The following is a 22,458-nucleotide window of genomic DNA, read 5'->3' as shown; positions in this document are numbered from 1 at the left end:
GGCGCCCCGACCGGCGACCGGCGCCGCGCCTGATTCGGTGTTCCGGTCGATGCTCGGCGCCGCGCGGGAAGCTGGGGTGCCGCATATGGTGCAACGTGTGCGGCGTCCCGGTTTCTTGTGCGCCGCCGGGTCGAGCCGGGAGGGCCGGATGGCACGGACGATCGCGCAGCTGCCCGAGGAAGTGCGGGAGCGGTATCCGTACGAGTCGCGATTCATGAGCGTCAACGGCCGGCGCATGCACTACATCGACGAGGGGCCGGCCGACGCGCCGCCGGTGCTGCTGTTGCACGGCAACCCGGCCTGGGGCTTCCTCTGGCGGGACGTGGTCCCACCGCTGCTGGCGGAGGGCCTGCGGGTGGTGGTGCCGGACCAGATCGGCTTCGGCCTGTCCGAGAAGCCGCACGACCACGACGTGCACACGCTGGACAACCACGCGGCGAACCTGGTCGCGCTGATGGACCGGCTGGACCTGCGCCGGCTGACCATGGTGTGCCACGACTGGGGCGGCCCGACCGGGCTGTCCGCGCTGGCCACCCGCCCGGAGCGCGGCGCGGCGGTGGCGATCATGTCCACCTGGGCCTGGGTGGCGCCGTCGGCCGAGTTCCACCACCGGGTGCTGCCGTGGCGGCTCATGCACGCGCCGCTGACCGGCCCCCACCTGCTCGGGCGCCAGGCGGCGATGCCGGGCCGGGGCATGTACCTGTCGGTGGTCGACCGGGACGCGTTCGCCCAGCGGGCGATGGCGGGCCACGTGGAGGTGCTGGGTGATCCGGACGAACGGGCGCTGACCTGGATCTGGCCCCGGTCCATCCCACTCGGGCGGGACACCGACCGGACCCGCGAGCGGTTCGAATGGCTGGAGCGGAAGGTCCGGGACATGCGGCTGCCCGCGATGCTGATCTGGGGGCGGGAGGACGATGTGTTCACCCCGGACGTGTTCCTGGCCCGCTGGCGGGAGCTGTGGCCGCACGCCGAGGGGCCGCACATGGTCACCGGCCGGCACTTCCTGCAGGAGGACTCCGGGCCGGAGATCGGCCGGCTGCTCGCCCGGTTCGCCGCCGAGCGCGTCGTCGGGGGCACCAGGTGACCGACGTGCGCATCACCGACCGCCGCCCGGCGGGGCACCGCCGCGTCCCGCTGCTCGCCGAGCACCAGCTCGACCACTACCCGGAGTTCCGCGACTTCCTCCGGGACGCGTTCGGGCTGCGGGAAGACCCGTTCGGCCCGCCCGGCCTGCTGGACGTGGACGGGCGTTGCTACGAGCTGACCTTCGCCGGCTACTCCGGCCGGCCGTTCCCGGCCGGCGTTCGGGTCGCCGCGCTGGTCGACGGCCTGGAGCCACTGGACGAGGCCCAGGTGGACCGGGACCTGTGGGCGATCCTGCGCTGGCTGGTGGCCGGGGTCGGCGGCGACTGGACCGTCGAGGCGCTGGACACCACCGGCCGGATCTACCGCATCCCCGGGCTCAGCTGACCGGGTTCTTGGCCCGCGCCCAGGCGGCCAGGGCGGCCGGGTTGCGGGTCTGGGTGAGCACCCGGCCGGGGCCGACGAAGTCGAAGACCATGTTGTTGCCGGTCTTCACCGAGTCGACCAGGCCGCGCGCCACCTCCCGGGTGGAGCACTTCACGTCGTCCCGGTAGGCCACCACGTGGCCGGTGTTGATGGTCACCGCCTCGTCGGGCGCCAGGGTGACCGCCTCCAGCGCGCCGTAGCAGGTGACCACCACCTGCCCCTGCCCGGTGGCGTGGCTGAGGAACCCCTCGCCGTTGAGCAGCGAGGTCAGGCCGGTCCACCGGCTGTCCAGCTCGACGCCGCCCGATGAGGCCAGCCAGCGGCCCCGGTTGATGCACCAGCCGGGCTCGCCGTCCAGGTCCAGTATCCGCACGTCGCCGGGCAGGTGGGGCGCGATGTCCACCCAGCCGCCCTGCGCGGGCGCGGTGCAGGTGGCCAGGAACAGCGGTTCGCCGGCCAGGGCGCGCCGCAGGCTCTTGATCGTGCCGCCGCCCGGGCCGGAGGTCATCTCGACCCCGTCGCTCATGCTGTGCAGCGCGCCGGGCTCCACCCGGCAGGTCTCCTCCGGCCCCAGGACCAGCCGGGCCAGTGCGAACGACGGCCGCTGACGAATCTCCACGCGCACCTGTGCCTCCTCGGGTCGTCTCACAAACCACTTTACCCGAGCAGTCACTCTATTAATGTAGGGTTATCGGCGATGCGCACCGTCAACCCCGAGCAGCACGCGCGCAAGCGGGCCAAGATCCTGGCGGCGGCCGCCCAGGAGTTCGCCGCCGGCGGGGTGGATGGCACGTCCACGGCGGCGATCTGCCGCCGGGCCGGGATCGGCTCGGGGACGCTGTTCCACTACTTCCCGACCAAACGGGAGATCTTCCACGCGCTGTTCGCCGACGACCTGGCCGGCAACGCCGACGCCTGCGCCGCCGCGCTGGCCGACCCCGTCCCGGAACGGGGCCTGGATCGGCTGGTGGACCACCTGGTGGGCGACCTGGCCGACCCGCTGCTGCCCGGGCTGGCCGCCGCCGCGCTGCTGCAGGCCAACCGGGACGTCGAGTTCGCCACCCTGCTCGCCGAGGATGAGGCCCGGACCCTGCGCACCTTGAAAACCCTGCTCACCCGGATCGCCGACGCCGGCGGGCAACTCCGGTTCCCGCCGGCCCGGGCCGCCCGGTGGATCGTCAGCCTGATCGACGCCACCTTCCTCGCGGTGAGCGCCGACGACTTCGACCCGGCCAGCCAGGCCGCCGAGCTGCGCACGTTGGTGGCCTGGCTGACCGGCCGGTCATGAGGCCTTCGCCGGCGAAGCTGGCGCACTGGGTCGGGCGCCCAGTCCGGCGCCCGACGGGAACACCGCCGGCGCGGTGAGCACCCGGCCGAGGAAACCCCGGATGTAGCCGAGCGCGGTGTCGAACGCGCTCTCCAGGAGGAAGTGGCCGCCGTCGAGCAGGTGCACCTCGGCGTCCGGCAGGTCCCGGGCGAACGCGGTCGCCCCGTCCGGGCCGAAGATCTCGTCGCCCCGGCCCCAGATGGCCAGCAGTGGCACCTGGCTGCGCCGGAAGTACTCGTGCACGGCGGGGTAGAGCGGCGGGTTGGTGGCGTAGTCGCGGAACAGGGTCAGCTGGACCTCGTCGTTGCCCGGCCGGCTGATCTCGGCGTGGTCGGCGGCCCAGGTGTCCGGGTCCACCAGGTTCGGCTCGGGCACGCCGGTGAGGTACTGCCAGCGGATGGCGTCCAGTGAGAACGCGCCGCGCACCGGCGCCTCGGTCTCCGGGCTCGGCGCTTCCGCGTACTCCCACAGCCCGGCCCAGAACGACTTGACGAAGCCGTCGGAGTACGCGTTGCCGTTCTGGCTGATGACCGCCGTGACCGAGGCCGGCCGGCGCAGCGCCAGTCGCCAGCCGATCGGCGCGCCGTAGTCCTGGACGTACATCGCGAACCGCTCGATGCCCAGCTGGTCGAGCAGGCCCTGGGTGACGTCGGCCAGTGCGTCGAAGGTGTAGGTGAACTCCGCCGTGCTCGGCGTGTCCGACTGCCCGAAGCCGATGTGGTCCGGCGCGATCACGTGGTAGCGGTCGGCCAGTGCCGGGATCAGCCGGCGGAACATCCGCGAGCTGGTCGGGAAGCCGTGCAGGAGCAGGACCACTGGTGCGTCGGCCGGTCCGGCCTCGCGGAAGAAGACCCGGTGCCCGTCGACCGTCGCGGTGCGGTGGTGTACGTCGACCATTTTCTAACCCCTTAACTCGGATCTGACTAGTTAGTACAGAGGAAACCCCATCCGCCTCTAACTTGTCAAGTTGCTTTGAAGGGTTAGATGTCACGTTGCGGCGGGCTGCCCGGTCAATACCGCGTGCAGAGCGAGCGAACGATCCTGGTGACCGGCGGCACCGGGAGCATGGGCAGTGCGGTGGTGGGTGGGCTGCTGGCCCGGGGGCACCGGGTGCGGGTGGCCAGCCGCCGCCCGGCCCCGGACCGGTCGCGGCCGGAATGGGCGACGGTGGACTACCGCCGCAACCGGGGCCTGGACGCCGCCGTGAGGGACGTGGACGTGGTCGTGCACTGCACCAGCGGCATGCGGCGCGCGGTGGACGTCAACCTGATCGACAACCTGGTCGAGACCGGGCGGGACCCGCACCTGGTGTACATCTCGATCGTCGGCGTGGACCGGGTGCACCACCCCTACTACCGGTACAAGCTGGATACCGAGCGCCTGGTCGAGCGCTCCGGGCTGCCGCACACCATCCTGCGCGCCACCCAGTTCCACGACCTGGTCCGGGTGGCCTGCGCGGTGCTGGCCCGGCCGCCGGTGATGTTCGTGCCGGACATGCCGATGCAGTCGATCGACACCGCCGACGTGGCCGCCCGGCTGGTCGGGCTGGCCACCGGCCCGGCGGCCGGCCGGGTGCCGGACCTGGGCGGACCGGAGGTCCGGCCGCTGTGCGAGCTGGCCGGCGAGTACCTGCGGGCGGTCGGCGGCCGCCGCCGGGTGCGGGGGTTCCGGCTGCCCGGCGGGGTGTTCGCCGCATACCGGGCGGGGTATCACACGACGCCGGAGCAGCGGTCCGGCGGACGGACCTTCGCCGAGTACCTCGCGGCCCGCCCGCAACCCGCCGAACTGGCCTACCGGCCGGCCGACCCGGGCCGGGACTGGGCATGAGCGTCCGGGTCGGCCTGGTCTTCGTCGGCGCGGTGCAAGGGGTCATCGGGGTGTGGCAGCTGCTCGCGCCGCGGTCCTTCTTCGAGGACTTCCCGCTGTCCGAGCACCCGTGGGTGGCGCTGCTGGGGCCGTACAACCAGCACCTGGTGGTGGACGTCGGCGCGTTCAACCTGGCCATGGCGTTGCTGCTGGGGTGGGCGGCGGTGGTCCTCCAGCGGCAGCTCACGCTGGCCGCACTGGCCAGCGGGTTGGTGTTCGGCGCGCTGCACCTCGGCTTCCACGCCACCCACCTGGAGCACTTCCCGACGGCCGACGCGGTCAGCCAGACCGTGGGGCTGGTGGCCTGGCTGCTGCTGTTGGCCGGTCTGTTCCGGTTGGCCTGCGTCAGGCTGTCCGGACACTGACGTCAGCGTCGCCAGAACAGGTGCTGGGCCGAACCTGAGACCCCGGCCACACCGGGCGCCGAGTCGTCGCAATTAGCTTGAATTCGACCTTGCTATGCTCCTGAATTGGTTTTCGAAAGCGCTCCGGAACGATTTATCAGCATTTTGTCAGATATGTGAATCGGGCTGTCTGAGGTATTCAAAATGTCGTTTTACGGCGGCGGTGCGTACCGGCGGTCCGCGCGGGTGGCCGCCGCGCTGGCCTCGGCGCTGGTGCTGCTGGTCACCGGGTACGGCTGGCACACCTACCGGGACCTGACCAAGGGCCTGACCCGTTCCGGCGCGCTCGGCGACTCCTCGGCCCCGCCACCGGGCCAGCCGATGAACATCCTGGTCATGGGGCTGGACAGCCGGCTGGACCAGGACGGCAACCCGCTGCCGCGCGATGTGCTCGCCCAGTTGCACGCCGGGGACAGCAGCGACGGCGGCTATAACACGAACGTGCTGATGGTGCTGCACGTGCCCGGCGACGGCTCCCCGGCGCAGGCGGTGTCCGTGCCGCGCGACGACTACGTCCGCCTGCCCGGAAGCCCGAGCGGCGAGACCCACGCGAAGATCAAGGAGGGCTACGGGCTGGCCAAGGCGGACGCCGAGCGGAAGCTGCGCGCCAAGGGCGTCACCGATCGGCCGACGCTGGAGCGGCAGGGCCGCGAGGCCGGACGCCGCCAGGCCATCGCCACCGTGCGCAACTTCCTGAACATCCCGGTCGACCACTTCGTCGAGGTCACCCTGGTCGGCTTCTACGACCTCGCGCAGGCCCTCGGCTCGGTCACCGTGTGCCTGGCCGGCCCCACCCAGGACAGCTACTCGGGGGCGCACTTCAAGGGCGGCCACCAGCGGCTGAACGCGGCGCAGGCGCTAGCCTTCGTCCGGCAGCGCCGGGACTACGTGCACCCCGAGCTGAACTTCACCGATCTGGACCGCGCGCGCCGGCAACAGGCCTTCCTCGCCTCGGCGGCGTACCAACTGAAGTCCACCGGGACCTTCGCCGACCCGACCCGGCTGGCCGCGCTGATCGACGTGGTCAAGCGGGACGTGGTGATCGACGGCGGCTTCGACCCGCTGGACTTCGTGGTGCGCAACTCGAACCTGGCCGCCGGCGGGGTCCGGTTCACCACCCTGCCGGTGAAGAGCTTCGCCAAGGTCAACGGCCAGGCGGTGAACATGGTGGACCCCGACCAGGTGCGCGCGGTGGTGCGCTCGCTGTTCAACCCGGACGACGCGCCCGGCCCGACGGCCAACCCCGGGACCGCCGCGGAGCCCGCCGGCCCACCGCCTGCCGTGCCGGCGAGCAGCCTTCGCTCGGAAGGCATCCCGTGCGTGAAATGACTGGTTGGCGGAGGCGGACGGGAATCGAACCCGCCTGACCGAGCTACTCGGCCACGTCGGTTTTGAAGACCGCGGAGGCCACCAGGCACCCTCACGCCTCCATCGGCAACTTACCCTCTGACCGGTTACCGGCGCAGCGCGGTGCTCAGGTCGGGGGACACGTGGAACAGCTCGCGCAGCCCGGTGGCCTCCAGTGCGCGCAGCACGATCCGGTTGGTGCAGACCAGCCGCAGCCGGTCGGTGCCGGGTTCCGGGTGCTCCCGGGCCTCCACCAGCACGGCCAGCCCGGAGGAGCCGAGGAAGCTCACCTCGGTGAGGTCCAGCACCACCAGCTCGGCCTGGGCGAGTGCGGGCAGCAGGGCGCCCCGCAGCGCCGGCGCCGACGTGGTGTCGATCTCCCCGGAGGCGCGCAGCACACGCGCTCCGTCCCGCTCCGTGGTCGTGAGGGTCAGCGTCTCCGACGCCGGTTCGGTGTCACCCGCATGGTCGAGGCCGTGGTCGACGGCACGATCGTTCGGCTCGACGTACTCGCTCGGCACTTCGGCTCCCTCAGTGATCCGGTTACGGCTCGTGCGATGCTGCCATGGTGGCTGAGGAATTCACCGTGCGGGTCGTCGTTCGCGGCTACGAGATCGACGCCAACGGTCATGTGAACCAGGCCGTTTACCACCAGTACGGCGAGCATGCCCGGACCGAGCACCTACGCGCGGCCGGGTTCTCCGCCCAGGCGTACCAGGAAGGCAACCTGGGCACCGTTGTGCTCGAGTCCACGATCCGCTACCTGCGGGAGCTCAACATCGGCGACGAGGTGGACGTGACCTCGCGGATCGAGTTCGGCGCCGGCAAGGCGTTCCGCTTCGAGCACGAGCTGCGCCGGCTGTCCGACGGCGTGGTGGCCGCCGAGATCAGCTGTGTGGCCGGCGTGTTGGACAAGGGCACCCGGCGGCTGGTCGCGGAGCCGGCCCGGCGGCTGGCCGAGCTGCTCGACAGGCCGGAAGTGCTGGGTATCTCGTAGGCTCTGTGGTGTGTTCGAACCAGGCGTGCGGGCCGGCATCCTTGCCACCGGCAGCGAGCTGCTGACCGGGCAGATCGTCGACCAGAACGGTCCATGGCTGGCCGAGCGGCTGGGCCGGCTGGGCATCGAGCTGGTGGACGAGCTGCTGGTCGGCGACCGGCGGGACGACCTGGCCGCCGGGCTGCGCTTCCTGGCCGGACAGGGCCTGGATCTGATCATCACCACCGGCGGCCTCGGCCCCACCGCCGACGACGTGACCGCGGAGCTGGTCGCCGAGTTCGCCGGCGTGCCGATGGTGCTGGACCCGGCGCTGGAGCAGCGGATCGCGGACATCCTGCGCGGCTGGGCGGCCCGCCACGGGTTCGCCGGCGACGCGCTGGTCGCCGCCAACCGCAAGCAGGCCACCGTGCCCTCGGGCGCCACGGTGCTGAACCCGGTCGGCACCGCACCCGGGCTGGTGGTTTCCTTGGCGGGCGGCCCGCTGGTGCTGGTGTTGCCCGGACCGCCCCGCGAGGTGCGCGGCATGTGGGACGCCGCGCTGGGTACGCCCGAGGTGCGCGAGCTGCTCGCCCGCACCCCGCCGCTGCACACCACCCACCTGCGGATGTTCGGCCTGCCCGAGTCGGAGATCGCGCAGACGCTGCGCGAGGTGGGCGCCGAGCTGGATCTGGACGAGCTGGAGATCACCACCTGCCTGCGCCGGTCCGAGCTGGAGGTGGACCTGCGCTACCGGTCCGGGGCGGGCGAGGCGGTGGCCGAGAAACTGGCCGCCGAGATCACCCGCCGGCATGGGTCGTTCCTGGTCAGCACCGACGGGACGCCCACCGACGAGCAGGTGGGACGGCTGCTGGCCGGGCACCGGATCGGGCTGGGGGAGTCGTGCACCGGTGGCATGCTCGCCGGCCGGCTGACCGACCGCGCCGGGTCGTCCGAGTACCTGGTCGGCGGCGTGGTCGCCTACTCCAACGAGGCCAAGACCGCGCTGCTCGGCGTGCCGGCGGAGCTGATCGAGGCGCACGGCGCGGTGTCCCCCGAGGTGGCCAGGGCGATGGCCGACGGGGCGCGCGCGACCTTCCACTCGGACATCGGCGTCGGCATCACCGGCGTGGCCGGCCCCGGCGGTGGCACGGAGGCCAAGCCGGTCGGTTACGTCTGCTTCTGCGTCACCACCGACGACGGCCGGGTGGAGGCGCGCGACCGGGTACTCCCCGGCAACCGCAACGACGTGCGGGAACGCTCCACCGACGTGGCCATGCATCTCATCCGCCGCATCCTCACCACGAGCGCGACCTAACGCTGGACGTTATTAACGCGCTGCGTTATGCTTTGCTGGGTGCTGAGGTCGTTCGGGGACAAGGACACCGAGCGGATATGGCGCCGGGAGCGCTCCAGGCGCTTGGATCCGAAGATCCAACGCGTTGCTCTCCGGAAGCTGTTGATTCTCGACGCCGCCGAAACGCTGGACGATCTGGCGGTGCCGCCGGGTAATCGCCTGGAGAAGCTTCGGGGCGATCGCGCTGGGCAGTACAGCGTGCGGATCAACCAGCAATGGCGCATCTGCTTCCGCTGGAGCGGCGCAGGCCCGGAGGAGGTGGAGATCGTTGACTACCACTGAAGGGAGTGATCACGTGATGATGGAGCCCATACACCCCGGCGAGATTCTGGCCGAGGAGTATCTCGGACCATTGGGCATCACCCAGCACAAGCTGGCGGTTGGTATCAAGGTGCCGCCTCGTCGAATCAACGAGATCGTGCACGGCAAGCGCCGCATCAGTGCCGACACGGCACTCCGGCTCGCCCGCTATTTCGGTACTTCGGAGAGGTTCTGGTTGAACCTGCAGAGCCGGTACGACCTCGAGGTCGAGCGCGATCGCCTCGGAGCCACGCTCGAGGAGATCCGGCCGCTCAGGAGTGCCTGACTCAGCCGGTGCGCAGGATTTCGGTGGTGTGCTGGTTGGCGGGGAAGAAGGCCTCGATGGCCAGCTCGGCCACGGTGACGTCCAGCGGGGTGCCGAACGTGGTGACCGTGCTGAAGAAAGCCAGCTCGCCGGACTCGTGGCACAGCCGCAGCGGGACCACCACGTCACCCGGCCCGGGGTGCTCGACCAGCGGCACCTCGTCCGCGCACGGGTAGCCGAGGAGCTCCTCGAGCAGCTCGGAGAGCCCGAGGTCGGCGGTGTGTTCCACCTGCCGGCGCAGCCGGCCGAGCAGGTGGCCGCGCCATTCGCCCAGGTTGGCGATGCGCGGGGCCATGCCGTCCGGGTGCAGGCTGATGCGCAGCGCGTTCGCCGGTTGCTCCAGCAGCGCCGGGTCCACCTCGGCCAGCATCAGGGGCAGCGCGGCGTTGCCGTCCACCAGGTTCCACTGCCGGTCCACGGCGATGGCCGGGTACGGCTCGTGGCCGAGCAGCACCTGGCGCACCGCGTCCCTGATCACGGCCATCGGTGCCGTGTCCAGCGCGCGCTCCTGGTACACCGGCGCGTACCCGGCGGCCATGAGCATCTGGTTGCGCTCGCGCAGCGGCAGGTCGAGCTGCTCGGCCAGGTGCATCACCATGTCCCGGCTGGGCGCCGAGCGACCGGTCTCCACGAAGCTCAGGTGGCGGGTGGAGATGTCGGCCTGGATCGAGAGGTCGAGCTGGGACAACCGCCGGTGCTGGCGCCACTTGCGCAACAGGTCGCCAACCGTCGGCTGCGTAGTCACCACCATGCCGAGCACGCTACCGACTCACCCTGACAGAAACTTTCGGCACACAGGAAATACACAGATTCCCCTCATCGCGAGCACAACTGGCGTGATCACACTGGCAACATGTCCGCCATGAACGCAGCCACGAACGGCGCGGCCCGTGATCAGCTCCGCCGGCCGGACGGCGGCCCGGTCCGGGTGTTGGTGGTCGACGACGAGGCCACGCTGACCGAGCTGCTGTCCATGGCGCTGCGCTACGAGGGCTGGGACGTGAAGGGCGCCGGCGACGGGCTGACCGCGGTGAAGCTGGCCCGCGAGTTCCGGCCGGACGCGGTGGTACTGGACATCATGCTGCCGGACATCGACGGGCTCGAGGTGCTGCGCCGCATCCACTCCGAGTCGCCGGACGTGCCCGTCCTGTTCCTCACCGCCAAGGACGCCGTGGAGGACCGCATCGCCGGGCTGACCGCCGGCGGGGACGACTACGTCTCCAAGCCGTTCAGCCTCGAGGAGGTGGTGGCCCGCCTGCGCGGCCTGATGCGCCGGGCCGGCCGGGGCTCGCAGCGGGCGGACGCGCAGCTGGTGGTCGGTGACCTGAGCCTGGACGAGGACAGCCGCGAGGTGCGCCGGGGCGGCGACTCGATCTCGCTCACCGCCACCGAGTTCGAGCTGCTCCGCTACCTGATGCGCAACCCGCGCCGGGTGCTCTCCAAGGCGCAGATCCTGGACCGGGTGTGGAACTACGACTTCGGCGGCCAGTCCAACGTGGTCGAGCTGTACATCTCCTACCTGCGCAAGAAGATCGACGCCGGCCGCCCGCCGATGATCCACACGCTGCGTGGCGCGGGCTACGCCCTACGCCCGGCGGAATGAACGGCCCGGCCTCCTGGCGCGGCCGGGTGGCCGCCCTGCCGCTGCGCACCCGGTTGCTGGTGGCCATGATCGCGCTGTTCTCGGTGATGTCCCTGGTGGTCGGGGCGATCTCGCTGGTGCTGCTGCGCGACCACCTGATCGACCAGCTGGACCTTCAGCTGCAGGGGGTGGGCAACCGGGTGGTGCAGGCCTACAGCCACCCGCCGGACGGCGAGCACCATTCGGTGCCGGACGGCAACGGCCCGTACTTCCTGCGCGCCTCCGGGCTGCCGGTGGGCACGCTGGGCGCGCGGATCAAGGACGACGAGGTGCGGCCGGCCGGGGTGATCGACGAGGACGGGGTGTCCCGGGTGACCGACGAGGAAGCCAACCGGGACCTGCTCGACGTGCCCAGCGACGGCGACCAGCACACCCGGCAGGTCGGCGACCTGGGCGAGTACCGGCTGTACGCGGTGCAGCGGTCCTCGGACCGGACGATGATCGTCGGCCTGCCGTTGGAGTCGGTGAACACCACACTGGCCAACCTGGCCCGCATCGAGATCACCGTCGCGGCGGTCGGTCTGGTGGTGGCCGGGCTGGCCAGCACGCTGATCGTGCGCCGCGCGCTGCGCCCGCTGCGCCGGGTGGCGGCCACCGCCGGCCGGGTCGCCGAGCTGCGCCTGGACCGGGGCGAGGTGGCGCTGGCCGAGCGGGTGGCGCCGGCCGACACCGACCCGCGCACCGAGGTCGGCCAGGTGGGCAACGCGCTGAACCGGATGCTCGAGCACGTGGAGGCCGCGCTGGAGGCGCGGCACGCCAGTGAGACCCAGCTGCGCCAGTTCCTGGCCGATGCCAGCCACGAGCTGCGCACCCCGCTCGCCGCCATCCGGGGCTACGCCGAGCTGACCACCCGGCGGGCGGGCGGCGGTCCCGGTGACGACGTCCCGGAGGACGTGGCGCACGCGCTGCGCCGGGTGTCCTCCCAGGCCGAGCGGATGACCTCACTGGTGGAGGACATGCTGCTGCTCGCCCGGCTGGACGCCGGCCGGCCGCTGGCCCGCGAGCCGGTGGACCTGTCCCAGCTGGTGGTGGACGCCGTCTCGGACGCGCACGCCGCCGGCCCCGACCACCGGTGGCGGCTGGCCCTCCCGGATGAGGCGGTCACCGTGACCGGCGACGCCCCCCGGCTGTCCCAGGTCCTGGCCAACCTGCTGGCCAACGCCCGCGTGCACACCCCGCCGGGCACCACGGTGCGCGCCGAGCTGGCCGCCGCGCCGAGCGGCGCCTGGCTGCGGGTGATCGACGACGGCCCGGGCATCCCGCCCGGGCTGCTGCCGCACGTGTTCGGCCGCTTCGCCCGGGGCGACAGCTCCCGCTCCCGCGCCGCCGGCAGCACCGGCCTGGGCCTGGCCATCGCGCAGGCGGTGGTGATCGCCCACGCCGGCCAGATCGGGGTGCGCAGCGCCCCCGGCGGCACCGAGTTCACCGTCTACCTCCCCACCAACGGCCACCACCACCCCGGGTCCTGACCCGGCGGCAGCCGCCTTAACCCGTGGGCGCGACGCGGGTTAGGGCGGTGCGGGTTATGGAGAGTTGGTGGGCTACCTCGGCGGTGATCACTTCGGCGCGCAGGTCGGCGTGTTCGGGGTGCTGGGACAGAGCGCGGTAGCGCCAGACCACGTCCTCCAGCGCGGTGAGGAAGTGTTCGGTGATGGCGTGGCGCTGGAACTGGCGATCGGTCATGACGGATTCCTCCGGTGATTGCGGGCTGGGTCAGGAGCTGGGGAGGGGCCGCTGACACAGCGCGCTGGAGGTGCGCTTGTAGTCCAGGTGCCGACGACTCACGAGCCTTCTCGACACCGTCATATCTCTACTAATACCGTCAACTTTCGGTTCGTTCAAGGTGCTTGTTTGTCACAGCGCGGCGTACTCTCGAGAAGGTGAATGCCACTCCGCTGTCTGTGCTGGACCTGTCCCCGGTGCCCGCCGGCGGCACCGCGGCCGACGCGCTGCGCAACACCGTCGACCTGGCCCAGGTGGCCGAGCGGTGCGGTTACCACCGGTTCTGGGTGGCCGAGCACCACCTGGCGTCCGGCGTGGCGTCCTCGGCGCCGGGGGTGCTGGTCGCGCTGGTCGCCGCCGCGACGGACCGGATCCGGGTCGGCTCCGGCGCCGTGCAGATGCCCAACCTGCCCGCGCTGGTCGCCGCCGAGCAGTTCGGCACGGTGGCCGCGCTGCACCCGGGCCGGATCGACCTGGGCCTGGGCCGGTTCGACCTGCGGAAAATTCTCAACAAACGGGCCGGCGGTGGGCCGCCGGCCCGTTTGCCGAGCGGGCGCCCAGTTAGGCGCACGCGGGAGACCGAGACCGGCGGCGGGGCACCGCCCGGCATCCCGGACGTGGGCGACCGCGAGGTGGACGGCGTCTCGCTGCCCCGGCCGAGCTTCTACGCCGGCGACCCGGCGACCTACCAACTGCTCGGTGATCTCCTGAACTACCGCCTGGACGAGCCGGGGCCGGTCTACGGCGAGCAGCTGGCCGACATCCTGGCCTTCCTGGAGGGCCGCTACCCCGGGCCGGACGGTGAGCCGCTGCCGGTGCTGCCCGCGCAGGGCGCCGACCTGGAGGTCTGGGTCTTCGGCACCACGCCGGGGGAGAGCGCGCGGGCGGCCGGTGCCGCCGGCCTGCCGTTCGCCGCCAGCTACCACATCCTGCCCACCTTCGTGCTGGAGACGGTGGCCGCGTACCGGGAGGCGTTCCGGCCGTCGCGGTACCTGAAGGAACCGCACGTGATGGTTTCCGCCGACGTGGTGGTCGCGGACGACGACACCGTCGCCGCCGAGCTGGCCGCGCCGTACGGCCAGTGGGTGCTGGACATCAAGGCCGGCCGGGGCGCGAAGCCCTACGTGACGCCGGCCGAGGCCAGGGCGCGGGTGTGGACCGAGGAGGAACGGGCCGGCGTGGCGGACCGGCTGGCCACCCAGTTCGTCGGCTCGCCCGAGACGGTGGTGGGGAAGCTGCGCGCGCTGGTCGAGGTGACCGGGGCGGACGAGCTGGTGGTCACCACGATCACCACCGAGCACGCCGACCGGGTGCGCAGCCACGAGCTGCTGGCCAAGCACTGGATCGGGGAGAAGGCGTGACCCACCTGGCCGTGCAGCTCGACCCGGCGGTGGTGCGGGAACCACACCGGGCCGAGTCGTGGGTCTCGCTGGTCGGGGCCGCCGAACGGGCCGGGTTCGACTTCGTGGCGATCCCGGACTCGTTCCGGCGCGGCCAGCTGGACGCGGTGGCGATCGCCGCCCGGGTCGCGCCGGCCACCTCGGCGATCGGCCTGGTGCCCACGGCCACCGTGACCCACACCGAGCCGTTCCACCTGTCCAAGGCGATCGGCACGCTGGACTTCGTCAGCCTGGGCCGGGCCGGTTGGGCGCCCGACGTCACCCGTACCGAGGCGGAGGCGGCGCTGTTCGGCCGCAAGTCCGCCGCTCCGGCCGACGCGCTGTGGCGGGAGCTGGCCGAGGCGGTCGAGGTGGTGGTCCGGCTGTGGGACAGCTGGGAGGACGACGCGGTCATCCGGGACGCCGCCACCGGCCGGTACGTCGACCGGGAGAAACTGCACTACATCGACTTCGCCGGCGAGTTCTTCTCGGTGAAGGGGCCGTCCATCACGCCGCGTTCGCCGCAGGCGCATCCGCTGGTGGTGCTGCGGGCCGACGAGCCGAGCGCCTTGCCGGTGGTCGGCCGGTGGGCCGACGTGGCTCGGGTGACCGCCCCCGACCTGGCCGAAGCGGCCGCCGCCCGGCGCCGGGTGCGCGACGCGGTGACGGCGGCCGGCCGCTCCCCGGAGTCGGTGGCGGTGCTCCTCGACGTGCCCACCCCCCTTGCTTTGCGTGGAGATAGGCAACATTCAGGCGCCCATACGGCCGGGCTCGCGGACTTCATCGAACGGGCGGTGCGCGAAGGGGCGGCGGACGGCGTCACCCTGCTGCCGGCGGCGCCGGCCGACGAGCTGCCGGTGTTCGCCGACGAGCTGGTGCCGCTGCTGGCCGACCGCGGCCTGCGCCCGCCCGCCGGAGCGGCGGCTGGGTTTCCGTCGGGCGCCGAGCCGGGCGCCCGCGCCATGCCGGCTTCGCCGACTGGGTTTCCGTCGGGCGCCGAACTGGGCGCCCGCCCCATGCCGGCTTCGCCGGCGCGAACGCTGCGCCAGCGGTTCGGGCTGGCCCGGCCGGCGAACCATTTCACGGAGGTCCGGGCGTGAAGAAGCAGGTACACCTGGCCGCGCACTTCCCCGGGGTGAACAACACCACCGTGTGGAGCGATCCAGCCTCCGGCAGCCAGACCGACTTCACCTCCTTCGTGCACTTCGCCCGCACCGCCGAGCGCGGCCTGTTCGACTTCCTGTTCCTGGCCGAGGGACTGCGGCTGCGCGAGCATCGGGGGCAGATTCACGACCTCGACGTGGTCGGCCGGCCGGACACCTTCACCGTGCTCAACGCGCTCGCCGCGGTGACCACCCACCTGGGTCTCGGCGGCACCATCAACACCACCTTCAACGAGCCCTACGAGGTGGCCAAGCAGTTCGCCTCGCTGGACCACCTGTCCGGCGGGCGCGCCGCGTGGAACCTGGTGACCAGCTCGGACGCGTTCACCGGGGAGAACTTCCGGCGCGGCGGGTTCCTCCGGCCCGAGCAGCGCTACCAGCGCGCGGCGGAGATCCTTGAGGTGACCAAGAAGTTCTGGGACGGCGGCGACGTGGACCACCGCGGCGAACAGTTCCAGGTGCGCGGCCGGCTGGACCTGCCGCCCAGCCCGCAGGGTTACCCGGTGTTCCTGCAGTCCGGGGACTCGGACGAGGGCCGTGAGTTCGGCGCGGCCACCGCCGACGCGATCTTCTCCCGGCACGGCTCACTGGCTGCCGGCCAGGCCTTCTACCGGGACCTGAAGGGCCGGATGCCCCGCTACGGACGGCGCCCGGACGACCTGAAGATCCTCCCGGCGGCCACCTTCGTGCTCGGTGACACCCCGGCGGACGCCCTCGAGCGGGCGGATCATGTACGCCGGCAGCAGGTCAGCGGGCCGACCGCGATCGCCTTCCTCGAGCAGGTGTGGGGCCGGGACCTCTCGGCCTACGACCCGGACGGCCCGCTGCCCGACGTCGACCCGGACCCGGCCGGCGTGAACATCACCCGGGGCCGGGTGCGGCACGAGCGGGACACCGCCACGCTGGCCAAACAGTGGCGGGAGCTGGCCGAGGCCGGCAACCTGAGCATCCGCGAGCTCATCGTCGAGACCACCGCCCGCCAGTCCTTCATCGGCACGCCCGCCGAGGTGGCCGAGCAGATCGACGACTACGTGCAGCGGGACGCCGCCGACGGCTTCATCCTGGTCCCCCACCTCACCCCCACCGGCCTGGACGAGTTCGTCGCCAAGGTCATCCCCGAACTCCAGTCCCGAGGCGTCTACCGCACCGAGTACACCGGCCCCACCCTCCGCGACCACCTCGCCACCCCACCGCCTCCCCGCTCTCCCGCGAGTCGGCGTTCCCAGCACCCTGAGTCGACGCTCTCGGCGCACTGAGTCGACGCTTTCGGCACAGGCGACGCGGGCGGCACGCCCGTCCGCCGGACAGTCGAGGCGAAAGTGATCGACATCGGTGCGCCGGCGGCCCATTCGCTACGCAGTGTGGCGGCCGGGCGGTTTCCGAACGAGGCCGTGCCGCACTTGCTCGCCGAGTGCTGGTCCAGTCCGGTTCGATCACGCTGGAAACCGGACCGAGCCGGCACTCGATGAAGACGACCGACCTGGCCCCTCACGGCCCGTCCACGTTCCGTGACCAGGGCAGGAAAGACCAGGGCACAACGCAACGGGCCGCACCCGAGCTCCGGAGACCGTCCGGCCGCGCCGTCCAAGCAATCTTCAGACCAGCGCCCTCACCCTGGCCACGAACGTCGACTCGGTGTGCCGGGAGCGTCGACTCGCGGGCAGTGAAGTGCCGACTTGCGGGTATCGAAGTGCTGACTTGCGGGGGATAGCGTGGGGGAATGGGTGATTACGGGAACCTTTTTCGGTTGGACGGGCGGCGGGCGCTGGTGATCGGGAGCGGGGGGATCGGGCGGGAGGCCGCGGTGGCGCTGGCCGCGCACGGGGCCTCGGTGATCTGTGCGGACAATGATCCCGACCGGGCCACCGATGCGGCCAAGGCGGCGGGCGGCACCGAGCTGACCCTGGACATCACCGATCACGAGGCCACCGAGCGCGCCGCCGCCGAGCACCCGGACCTGGACATCGTGGTGTTGACCGCCGCGGTGAACGTGCGCAAGCGGATCCTGGACTACACGCCCGAGGAGTTCGACCGGGTGGTCGGGCTGAACCTGAAGGGCACGTTCACCGTGCTGCGCGCGTTCGGCGCGCGGATGGTGGCGCGCGAGGCCGGCAGCATCATCGCGTTCTCCTCGATCAGGGGCCGCACCGTCGAACCGGGGCAGTCGGCGTACGCGGCGACCAAGGCCGGCCTGGAGATGCTGGTGCGCACCGCGTCGGCGGAGTTCGGCGGGTCGGGGGTGCGGGTGAACGCGATCGCCCCCGGCGTGGTGGAGACCCCGCTCACCGAGCAGATCAAGTCCAACCCGGACTGGTACCGGGCGTACGCCGAGAAGGGCGCGCTGGGCCGCTGGTCGCGGCCGTCCGAGCTGGCCGGCGCGGTCGTCTACCTGGCGTCGGACGCGGCCAGCTTCGTCACCGGGGCAACCCTGGCGGTGGACGGCGGCTGGACGGCGGTGGACGGCCGGTTCACCCCGCCCATGTGAGCCCATGTGAGCCCCTGAGTCGATGTGACGGGGGACAAGCACCCCGAAGCTGAGAGGTCGGGCAGAGTGGGTGCCATGGCGCGAGTGGATGTGCGGTGGTTCCGGATCGCGGCGATCGCCGAGGCGATCTCCTGGACCGGCCTGCTGATCGGCATGGTGTTCAAGTACCTGGTGGTGTTCAACGAGATCGGGGTGAAGATCTTCGGCCCCATTCACGGGGTGCTCTTCCTGGCCTACGTGGCGCTGGCGATCGTGGTGTGGCGGCGCGAGCCGTGGTCGTCCCCGGTGGGTGTTTGCGCGGTGCTGGCCGGGGTGCCGCCGTACGGCACGGTGGTCTTCGAGCGCTGGGCGACCCGCACCGGGCGGCTCACCGACCGTAGTGAGACGGCCGGCGAGCCAGTATCACTCCAGTAGTCGTAACCCTGTGTCGTGCGTTGGCCGCGCGGTGTACCGCGATCAGTGGTACGCCGCTTAGGGTGAATGGCGGTCCACCTGCCGTTTGCCGCGCGGATCGGCGCGGCGGTCTCACGGAGCGTATCTCCCTGTTGGAAGTCGTCACCCTTCCGATACCTTTCCTCTCGGACCGATCAAGGCCGGGTAACGAAATGGGCGCGGACTCCCCAATCCGCTGAACCGCCCGCCGGACCCCGAACCGGAAGCCCAGCCCGGCCGTCGATCCGCAGGAGATCGGAGAGGGTAGGAGATGGCACGGCACCGCTCCCCAAGTGGCCGCGACGTTGACACCAGCACGGTGCTCGATTTTGAGGCGGCCCTGCCACAGCAACGTGCTTCGTCGCTCGGACAGCGCATCGCTCCGAGCACCGAGTCGACCTGGGACGGCCGCGACCCCCGGGACACCTCGGTGTTCTTGCTGCGCGACAACGAGATGGACCTGCCGGCGTCGACGCTCGGCGGTTCGTTCCTGGCGCCCGAGCACCCCGAGGGTGCCCCGGTGCCCCAGGCGGACCCGCTGATCCCCACGCCGAGATCGGCGGTCCACTCGGGACCGCTGCCGGTCACGCCCGCCGACTCGGCCTGGGCGCCGGCAAGGTCGGCCCCGGCGACCCCGGCCGACCAGCCGCCGGCCACGCCCGACCTGGCCGAGCTCTCCGCGCGGTCCATCTTCGACCCGATCGACCCCGCCGAGGCCTGGAAGCCCCAGGAGACCGCGAAGCCCGAGAAGGCCGAGCCCGAGAAAGCAGAGCCCGAGAAGGCGGCAAAGCCGCCCCGGAAGGTCGAGAAGACCGGGGAGACCGAGCGGGTCGGGGCGACCGGCACGGTCGGGAACCCGGAGACGGCCGAAAAGCCCGCGCGGACCGAGCTGGTGCGGAAGACCGAGCTGGTCGACCGGACGAGGACACCCGAGAAGCCGGAGAAGGCCGAGGCCAAGACCCAGCTGGTCAGCCCGGCGACGGGCCGGACCGAGGTCGTCATCTCGGAGTTCGTCGACGGCGGGTCGGTGGGCGCCGGGAAGGTCGAGGCGACCACCCAGCTGATCCGCACCGCGTCCGGCATGACGGAGATCCGGCTGCCCCGCAAGCAGCGGTCGACCCGGCTGAGCCTGCCCCGGATGCCCAAGGTGGCCAGCGGCGGCCGGCCCGGCGTCTTGACACTGGCGCTGGTCATCCTGGCCGTGGTCGGGCTGGTGGTCGGTGGCACCGCGCTGGTCCGCACCAACCTGTTCAAGGATGACGCGAGCACCAACCCGCCGCTGGCCGCGCCCCCGCCCCCGGCGGCCCCGCCGGCGCCCGCCCCGGACGCGGCGGCCAAGGCGGCCGAGGAGGCCCGGCAGAAGGCCAAGAAGCAGGCCGAGGCGGCGAAGAAGCCGGCACCGGCCCCCGGCTCGGCCCAGCCCACCCTGGCCAACTGCACCAAGAAGGTCTCCGACGGCGCCGCGCTCAACGCGGCCCTCGCCTCCGCCTCGCCGGGCCAGAAGATCTGCGCGGTGGGCAACATGGGCGGCACCCGGCTGAGCGTGAAGAAGGGCGGCACCGCCGCCGCGCCGATCCAGGTGGTCGGGGACAACACGACCGTCAAGGGCATCACCGTGGACACGAACAACGTGGTGCTGGCCGGCTTCAACTCGGTCGGTGGCGAGGCCCCCGGCGCCGAGCTGACCGGCAACAACATCACGTTCCGGAACAACAAGGTGAGCAAGCCGACCGGCGGCGACTACGACGGCATGCGGTTCTTCGGGAACAACCTGAAGATCCTGAACAACACCATCAGCGACATCAACCCGGGCGGCAGCGGGGCGCACGCCGACTGCATGCAGACCTTCACCAGCGGCCGCCCGTCCAGCCTGAACGTGACGATCGACGGCAACCGCTGCGAGCGGGTGGACAACATGTGCCTGATGGCCGAAGGCCCGGGCGACGTCGGTGACGGCGGTGGCGGCGACGGCACCTCGGCCAACTGGACGTTCAGCAACAACTACTGCGACACCCACGCCGGCCAGGCACTGATGATCGAGGCCGTGCAGAACGTCACGGTGAAGGGCAACAACATCGTGGGCAAGGTGGACAAGGCATTCGCCTTCGACATCGGCTCGACCGGGGCCAAGGTGCTCGGCAACAAGCTGGCGGCGGGCATCGGCTACGAGGTCGGCATGGACTCCAGCTCGAAGAAGGGCTACCAGGGGCCGGCCGTCGGCGGCGCGCCGTGATCCAACGGTGGGCATGACCACGCGCGGCCTGGCCGCGCTGGCTACCGGGCCGGCGTTCGCACTCATCGTGCTGGCGCCGGCCGCGGACTGGCCGAGGCCGGGTGAACCCCGGCCGCTGGCGGAGCAGGCGGACCCGGTGGTCCAGCGGGTGGACGCCGGCGGGTTTCCCCTGGAAGAGCGCCGCGTGCAGGGCATCCCGGGCATGAGCGAGCCGGAGCGGGACGGCGACCGGGTCGCCGAGGTGGCGGCGGCCGACGGGCCGCTGGCCGCGCCGGGCCGGCCGGGTTGCGTGAGTGGGCCGGCCAAGGCGTACACCTCCGGCGACGGCGGCGCCACCGCCCCGGTCGCGGTGCGTCAGGCCGGCGGGCGCCAGATACCGGTCGCCAACGCCAAGGGGCTGACCGCCGCGCTCGCCTCGGCCCGCCCCGGGGACACCATCGAGCTGGCCGACGGCCGGTATCCGGGCAAGTTTGTGCTGGCCAAGGCCGGCACGGCGGCCAGCCCGATCACCGTGGTCGGCTCCTGCCGGGCGGTGCTGGACGGCGGCACCGGCGGGTCCGGCTACACCATGCACCTCGACGGCGCTGACTACGCGCGGCTGGTCGGGTTCACCGTCTCCGGCGGGGACAAGGCGGTGATGACCGACCGCACCAACCGTGCCGTGCTCTCCCACCTGACCGTGGGCAACACCGGTTCCGAGGCGGTGCACTTCCTGAACTTCAGCTCGGACAACGTGGTGCAGCACAGCCTGGTGCACGACACCGGGAAGACCAAGCCGCAGTTCGGCGAGGGCGTCTACTTCGGCTCGGCCAAGTCCAACTGGGCCAGCAAGTCCGGCGGCCGCCCCGACCTTTCCAACAACAACCGCGCGCTGTACAACCAGTTCCGGTCCACCACGGCGGAGAACATCGACGTCAAGGAGGAGACCAGCGGCGGGGTGATCGCGGGCAACGTGTTCGACGGCTCGGCGATCAGCGGGCAGAACTCCGCCGACTCGGTGGTCGACGTGAAGGGCGTGCGCTACCAGGTGATGAACAACCGGACCAGCGGGCGCAGCTCGGCACTGAAGGACCTGATCCAGACCCACGTGATTACCCAGCCGGCCACCTCCGGCTGCCACAACACGTTCGCCGGGAACACCTTCATCGGCGGCGGGTTCGTTGGCCAGGCTGTGGCGCAGGACAAGAAGTGCGGGACCAACGAGTGAGCCGCCGGTGGTTGTTCGGCCTGGTCGCGGCGTTGGTACTGCTGGCGCCCGCGCCGCCGGCCATGGCTGTGTCGCCCGCGCGCGCCGAACTGGGCGCGCCCTCGGCTAGCGCGTTCCGCGCTCAGGCCGCCGCGTTGCCGCCGGGCGTGCCGGCCGAGCCGTCCGGCAGCCAGGTGGTGACCGTGCGGGTGGCGTCGCCGGCCAGCGGCTCCGGTGAGCTGCGCGCCTGGCAGCGCGAGTCGGACGGGACCTGGCGGGGTGTGCTCGGGCCGGTCCGGGTGAAGGTCGGCACCGACGGCGTCGGCGAGGCCAAGGAGGGCACCAACCGCACGCCCCGGGGGATGTTCTCGCTGTCCCAGGCGTTCGGCCGGCAGCCCAACCCGGGCAGCAAGCTGCCCTACCGGCAGGTCGGCAACGCCGACTGGTGGGTGAGCGACCCGCGCAGCTCCGCGTACAACACCTACCGGCACTGCACCGCCGGCACCTGCCCGTTCAACGAGAAGGCGGGGGAGAACCTGGGCCAGGCCGGGCCCAGCTACGACTACGCGGCGGTGATCGGCTACAACACCGGGAAGCCGAAGCCGGGCGCCGGTTCGGCCTTCTTCCTGCACGTCGACGCGGGCATCGCGTCGGCCGGCTGCGTGGTCGCCCCGCGCACCACCGTGGTCACCCTGCTGCGCTGGCTGGACCCGGCGGCGAAACCACAGATCGCCATCGGCATCGACGACGCGACCTAGTTCATCCGTGCTTCTCAGGTTGTTCTTTGTTCGTTTGGGTAACTTCG

General features: G+C 71.8%; 25 protein-coding genes and 1 tRNA gene. 20 read left to right on the top strand and 6 right to left on the bottom strand.

Annotation, left to right across the window (positions count from 1 at the left end; translation table 11 throughout):
* Nucleotides 1-148: 148 nt before the first annotated feature.
* Together ABEB12_RS16805 and ABEB12_RS16800 are read left to right on the top strand one after the other, a co-directional pair.
* Nucleotides 149-1,087 carry an alpha/beta fold hydrolase gene (locus ABEB12_RS16805; protein WP_185059482.1) on the top strand — a complete coding sequence of 313 codons (939 nt, stop codon included), beginning with the start codon at nt 149-151 and terminating at the stop codon, nt 1,085-1,087.
* A 5-nt stretch (nt 1,088-1,092) separates the two neighbouring features.
* Nucleotides 1,093-1,473, top strand: coding sequence for a hypothetical protein (locus ABEB12_RS16800; protein ID WP_185059483.1), 381 nt, complete (start codon nt 1,093-1,095; stop codon nt 1,471-1,473).
* Here ABEB12_RS16800 and ABEB12_RS16795 read toward each other — a convergent pair.
* On the bottom strand, nt 1,466-2,137 hold the full coding sequence (locus tag ABEB12_RS16795; RefSeq protein ID WP_185059484.1) for a TIGR00266 family protein: 672 nt from the start codon (nt 2,135-2,137) through the stop codon (nt 1,466-1,468). The two genes, ABEB12_RS16800 and ABEB12_RS16795, sit on opposite strands and share 8 nt — an antisense overlap.
* Nucleotides 2,138-2,209: 72 nt before the next feature.
* Between ABEB12_RS16795 and ABEB12_RS16790 the strand changes: the two genes are divergently transcribed.
* Nucleotides 2,210-2,800 (top strand): TetR family transcriptional regulator, encoded by a 591-nt coding sequence (locus ABEB12_RS16790; protein ID WP_185059485.1) that lies wholly within the window; start codon nt 2,210-2,212, stop codon nt 2,798-2,800.
* Here the strand turns inward: ABEB12_RS16790 and ABEB12_RS16785 are convergent.
* Nucleotides 2,795-3,736: an alpha/beta fold hydrolase gene (locus ABEB12_RS16785; protein ID WP_185059486.1), complete on the bottom strand. Its 942-nt coding sequence runs from the start codon at nt 3,734-3,736 to the stop codon at nt 2,795-2,797. The genes ABEB12_RS16790 and ABEB12_RS16785 overlap by 6 nt on opposite strands.
* A gap of 123 nt (nt 3,737-3,859) precedes the next feature.
* On the opposite strand from ABEB12_RS16785, the gene ABEB12_RS16780 reads away from it, so the two are divergent.
* The 3 genes from ABEB12_RS16780 (at nt 3,860) to ABEB12_RS16770 (ending at nt 6,438) form a co-directional block, all read left to right on the top strand.
* Nucleotides 3,860-4,666 (top strand): SDR family oxidoreductase, encoded by an 807-nt coding sequence (locus ABEB12_RS16780; RefSeq protein WP_345702882.1) that lies wholly within the window; start codon nt 3,860-3,862, stop codon nt 4,664-4,666.
* Nucleotides 4,663-5,070: a hypothetical protein gene (locus tag ABEB12_RS16775; RefSeq protein ID WP_185059489.1), complete on the top strand. Its 408-nt coding sequence runs from the start codon at nt 4,663-4,665 to the stop codon at nt 5,068-5,070. Before ABEB12_RS16780 ends, ABEB12_RS16775 begins: the two co-directional genes overlap by 4 nt.
* A gap of 183 nt (nt 5,071-5,253) precedes the next feature.
* Nucleotides 5,254-6,438: an LCP family glycopolymer transferase gene (locus ABEB12_RS16770; RefSeq protein ID WP_185059491.1), complete on the top strand. Its 1,185-nt coding sequence runs from the start codon at nt 5,254-5,256 to the stop codon at nt 6,436-6,438.
* A 5-nt stretch (nt 6,439-6,443) separates the two neighbouring features.
* On the opposite strand, the gene ABEB12_RS16765 is transcribed toward ABEB12_RS16770, so the two are convergent.
* Both ABEB12_RS16765 and ABEB12_RS16760 read right to left on the bottom strand, forming a co-directional pair.
* A tRNA-Sec gene (locus ABEB12_RS16765) sits at nt 6,444-6,539 on the bottom strand.
* A 24-nt stretch (nt 6,540-6,563) separates the two neighbouring features.
* Nucleotides 6,564-6,977, bottom strand: a complete 414-nt coding sequence (locus ABEB12_RS16760; protein WP_345702881.1) for an anti-sigma factor antagonist — start codon at nt 6,975-6,977, stop codon at nt 6,564-6,566.
* A gap of 44 nt (nt 6,978-7,021) precedes the next feature.
* On the opposite strand from ABEB12_RS16760, the gene ABEB12_RS16755 reads away from it, so the two are divergent.
* Genes ABEB12_RS16755 through ABEB12_RS16740 form a run of 4 tightly spaced genes read left to right on the top strand, consistent with a single transcriptional unit; the run spans nt 7,022 to nt 9,372 of the window.
* Nucleotides 7,022-7,453: a thioesterase family protein gene (locus ABEB12_RS16755; RefSeq protein WP_185059493.1), complete on the top strand. Its 432-nt coding sequence runs from the start codon at nt 7,022-7,024 to the stop codon at nt 7,451-7,453.
* A gap of 10 nt (nt 7,454-7,463) precedes the next feature.
* Nucleotides 7,464-8,747: a competence/damage-inducible protein A gene (locus ABEB12_RS16750; protein WP_345702880.1), complete on the top strand. Its 1,284-nt coding sequence runs from the start codon at nt 7,464-7,466 to the stop codon at nt 8,745-8,747.
* A gap of 39 nt (nt 8,748-8,786) precedes the next feature.
* On the top strand, nt 8,787-9,068 hold the full coding sequence (locus ABEB12_RS16745; RefSeq protein ID WP_185059495.1) for a type II toxin-antitoxin system RelE/ParE family toxin: 282 nt from the start codon (nt 8,787-8,789) through the stop codon (nt 9,066-9,068).
* A 19-nt stretch (nt 9,069-9,087) separates the two neighbouring features.
* On the top strand, nt 9,088-9,372 hold the full coding sequence (locus ABEB12_RS16740) for a HigA family addiction module antitoxin (RefSeq protein ID WP_185061171.1): 285 nt from the start codon (nt 9,088-9,090) through the stop codon (nt 9,370-9,372).
* A gap of 1 nt (nt 9,373) precedes the next feature.
* Here ABEB12_RS16740 and ABEB12_RS16735 read toward each other — a convergent pair whose 3' ends face one another.
* On the bottom strand, nt 9,374-10,162 hold the full coding sequence (locus ABEB12_RS16735) for an MmyB family transcriptional regulator (protein ID WP_185059496.1): 789 nt from the start codon (nt 10,160-10,162) through the stop codon (nt 9,374-9,376).
* A gap of 102 nt (nt 10,163-10,264) precedes the next feature.
* On the opposite strand from ABEB12_RS16735, the gene ABEB12_RS16730 reads away from it, so the two are divergent.
* Together ABEB12_RS16730 and ABEB12_RS16725 are read left to right on the top strand one after the other, a co-directional pair.
* Entirely contained in the window at nt 10,265-11,014 is a 750-nt protein-coding gene (locus ABEB12_RS16730; protein WP_185059498.1) for a response regulator, read from the top strand.
* Nucleotides 11,011-12,522 (top strand): ATP-binding protein, encoded by a 1,512-nt coding sequence (locus ABEB12_RS16725; RefSeq protein ID WP_221497577.1) that lies wholly within the window; start codon nt 11,011-11,013, stop codon nt 12,520-12,522. The genes ABEB12_RS16730 and ABEB12_RS16725 overlap by 4 nt, the downstream gene beginning before the upstream one ends.
* A 16-nt stretch (nt 12,523-12,538) precedes the next feature.
* On the opposite strand, the gene ABEB12_RS16720 is transcribed toward ABEB12_RS16725, so the two are convergent.
* A complete protein-coding gene (locus ABEB12_RS16720; protein ID WP_185059500.1) occupies nt 12,539-12,736 on the bottom strand; it encodes a hypothetical protein in 198 nt (65 codons plus the stop codon).
* A 197-nt stretch (nt 12,737-12,933) separates the two neighbouring features.
* Between ABEB12_RS16720 and ABEB12_RS16715 the strand changes: the two genes are divergently transcribed.
* From ABEB12_RS16715 to ABEB12_RS16680, 8 genes are all read left to right on the top strand, one after another.
* Complete coding sequence (locus ABEB12_RS16715; RefSeq protein WP_185059501.1) at nt 12,934-14,136, top strand: LLM class flavin-dependent oxidoreductase; 1,203 nt, start codon at nt 12,934-12,936, stop codon at nt 14,134-14,136.
* The gene (locus ABEB12_RS16710) at nt 14,133-15,254 is read left to right on the top strand and encodes an LLM class flavin-dependent oxidoreductase (RefSeq protein ID WP_185059503.1); all 1,122 of its coding nucleotides are present in this window, start codon (nt 14,133-14,135) and stop codon (nt 15,252-15,254) included. The genes ABEB12_RS16715 and ABEB12_RS16710 overlap by 4 nt, the downstream gene beginning before the upstream one ends.
* Nucleotides 15,251-16,573 carry an LLM class flavin-dependent oxidoreductase gene (locus ABEB12_RS16705; RefSeq protein WP_185059505.1) on the top strand — a complete coding sequence of 441 codons (1,323 nt, stop codon included), beginning with the start codon at nt 15,251-15,253 and terminating at the stop codon, nt 16,571-16,573. The genes ABEB12_RS16710 and ABEB12_RS16705 overlap by 4 nt, the downstream gene beginning before the upstream one ends.
* Nucleotides 16,574-17,037: 464 nt before the next feature.
* Nucleotides 17,038-17,802 carry an SDR family oxidoreductase gene (locus tag ABEB12_RS16700; RefSeq protein WP_185059507.1) on the top strand — a complete coding sequence of 255 codons (765 nt, stop codon included), beginning with the start codon at nt 17,038-17,040 and terminating at the stop codon, nt 17,800-17,802.
* 75 nt (nt 17,803-17,877) lie between these two features.
* Entirely contained in the window at nt 17,878-18,216 is a 339-nt protein-coding gene (locus ABEB12_RS16695; RefSeq protein ID WP_185059509.1) for a DUF3817 domain-containing protein, read from the top strand.
* A gap of 337 nt (nt 18,217-18,553) precedes the next feature.
* On the top strand, nt 18,554-20,467 hold the full coding sequence (locus ABEB12_RS16690) for a right-handed parallel beta-helix repeat-containing protein (RefSeq protein ID WP_185059511.1): 1,914 nt from the start codon (nt 18,554-18,556) through the stop codon (nt 20,465-20,467).
* Between the two features lie 13 nt (nt 20,468-20,480).
* Nucleotides 20,481-21,674, top strand: a complete 1,194-nt coding sequence (locus ABEB12_RS16685) for a right-handed parallel beta-helix repeat-containing protein (protein WP_185059514.1) — start codon at nt 20,481-20,483, stop codon at nt 21,672-21,674.
* Complete coding sequence (locus tag ABEB12_RS16680; protein ID WP_345702879.1) at nt 21,656-22,411, top strand: L,D-transpeptidase family protein; 756 nt, start codon at nt 21,656-21,658, stop codon at nt 22,409-22,411. The genes ABEB12_RS16685 and ABEB12_RS16680 overlap by 19 nt, the downstream gene beginning before the upstream one ends.
* The last annotated feature ends 47 nt before the right edge of the window (nt 22,412-22,458 follow it).

Source organism: Actinospineispora eucalypti (assembly GCF_039543365.1).
Lineage (GTDB): Bacteria > Actinomycetota > Actinomycetes > Mycobacteriales > Pseudonocardiaceae > Pseudonocardia > Pseudonocardia eucalypti.
The sequence above is the reverse complement of the archived record's forward strand: the minus strand, read 5'-3'. Positions and strand labels throughout refer to the sequence as shown.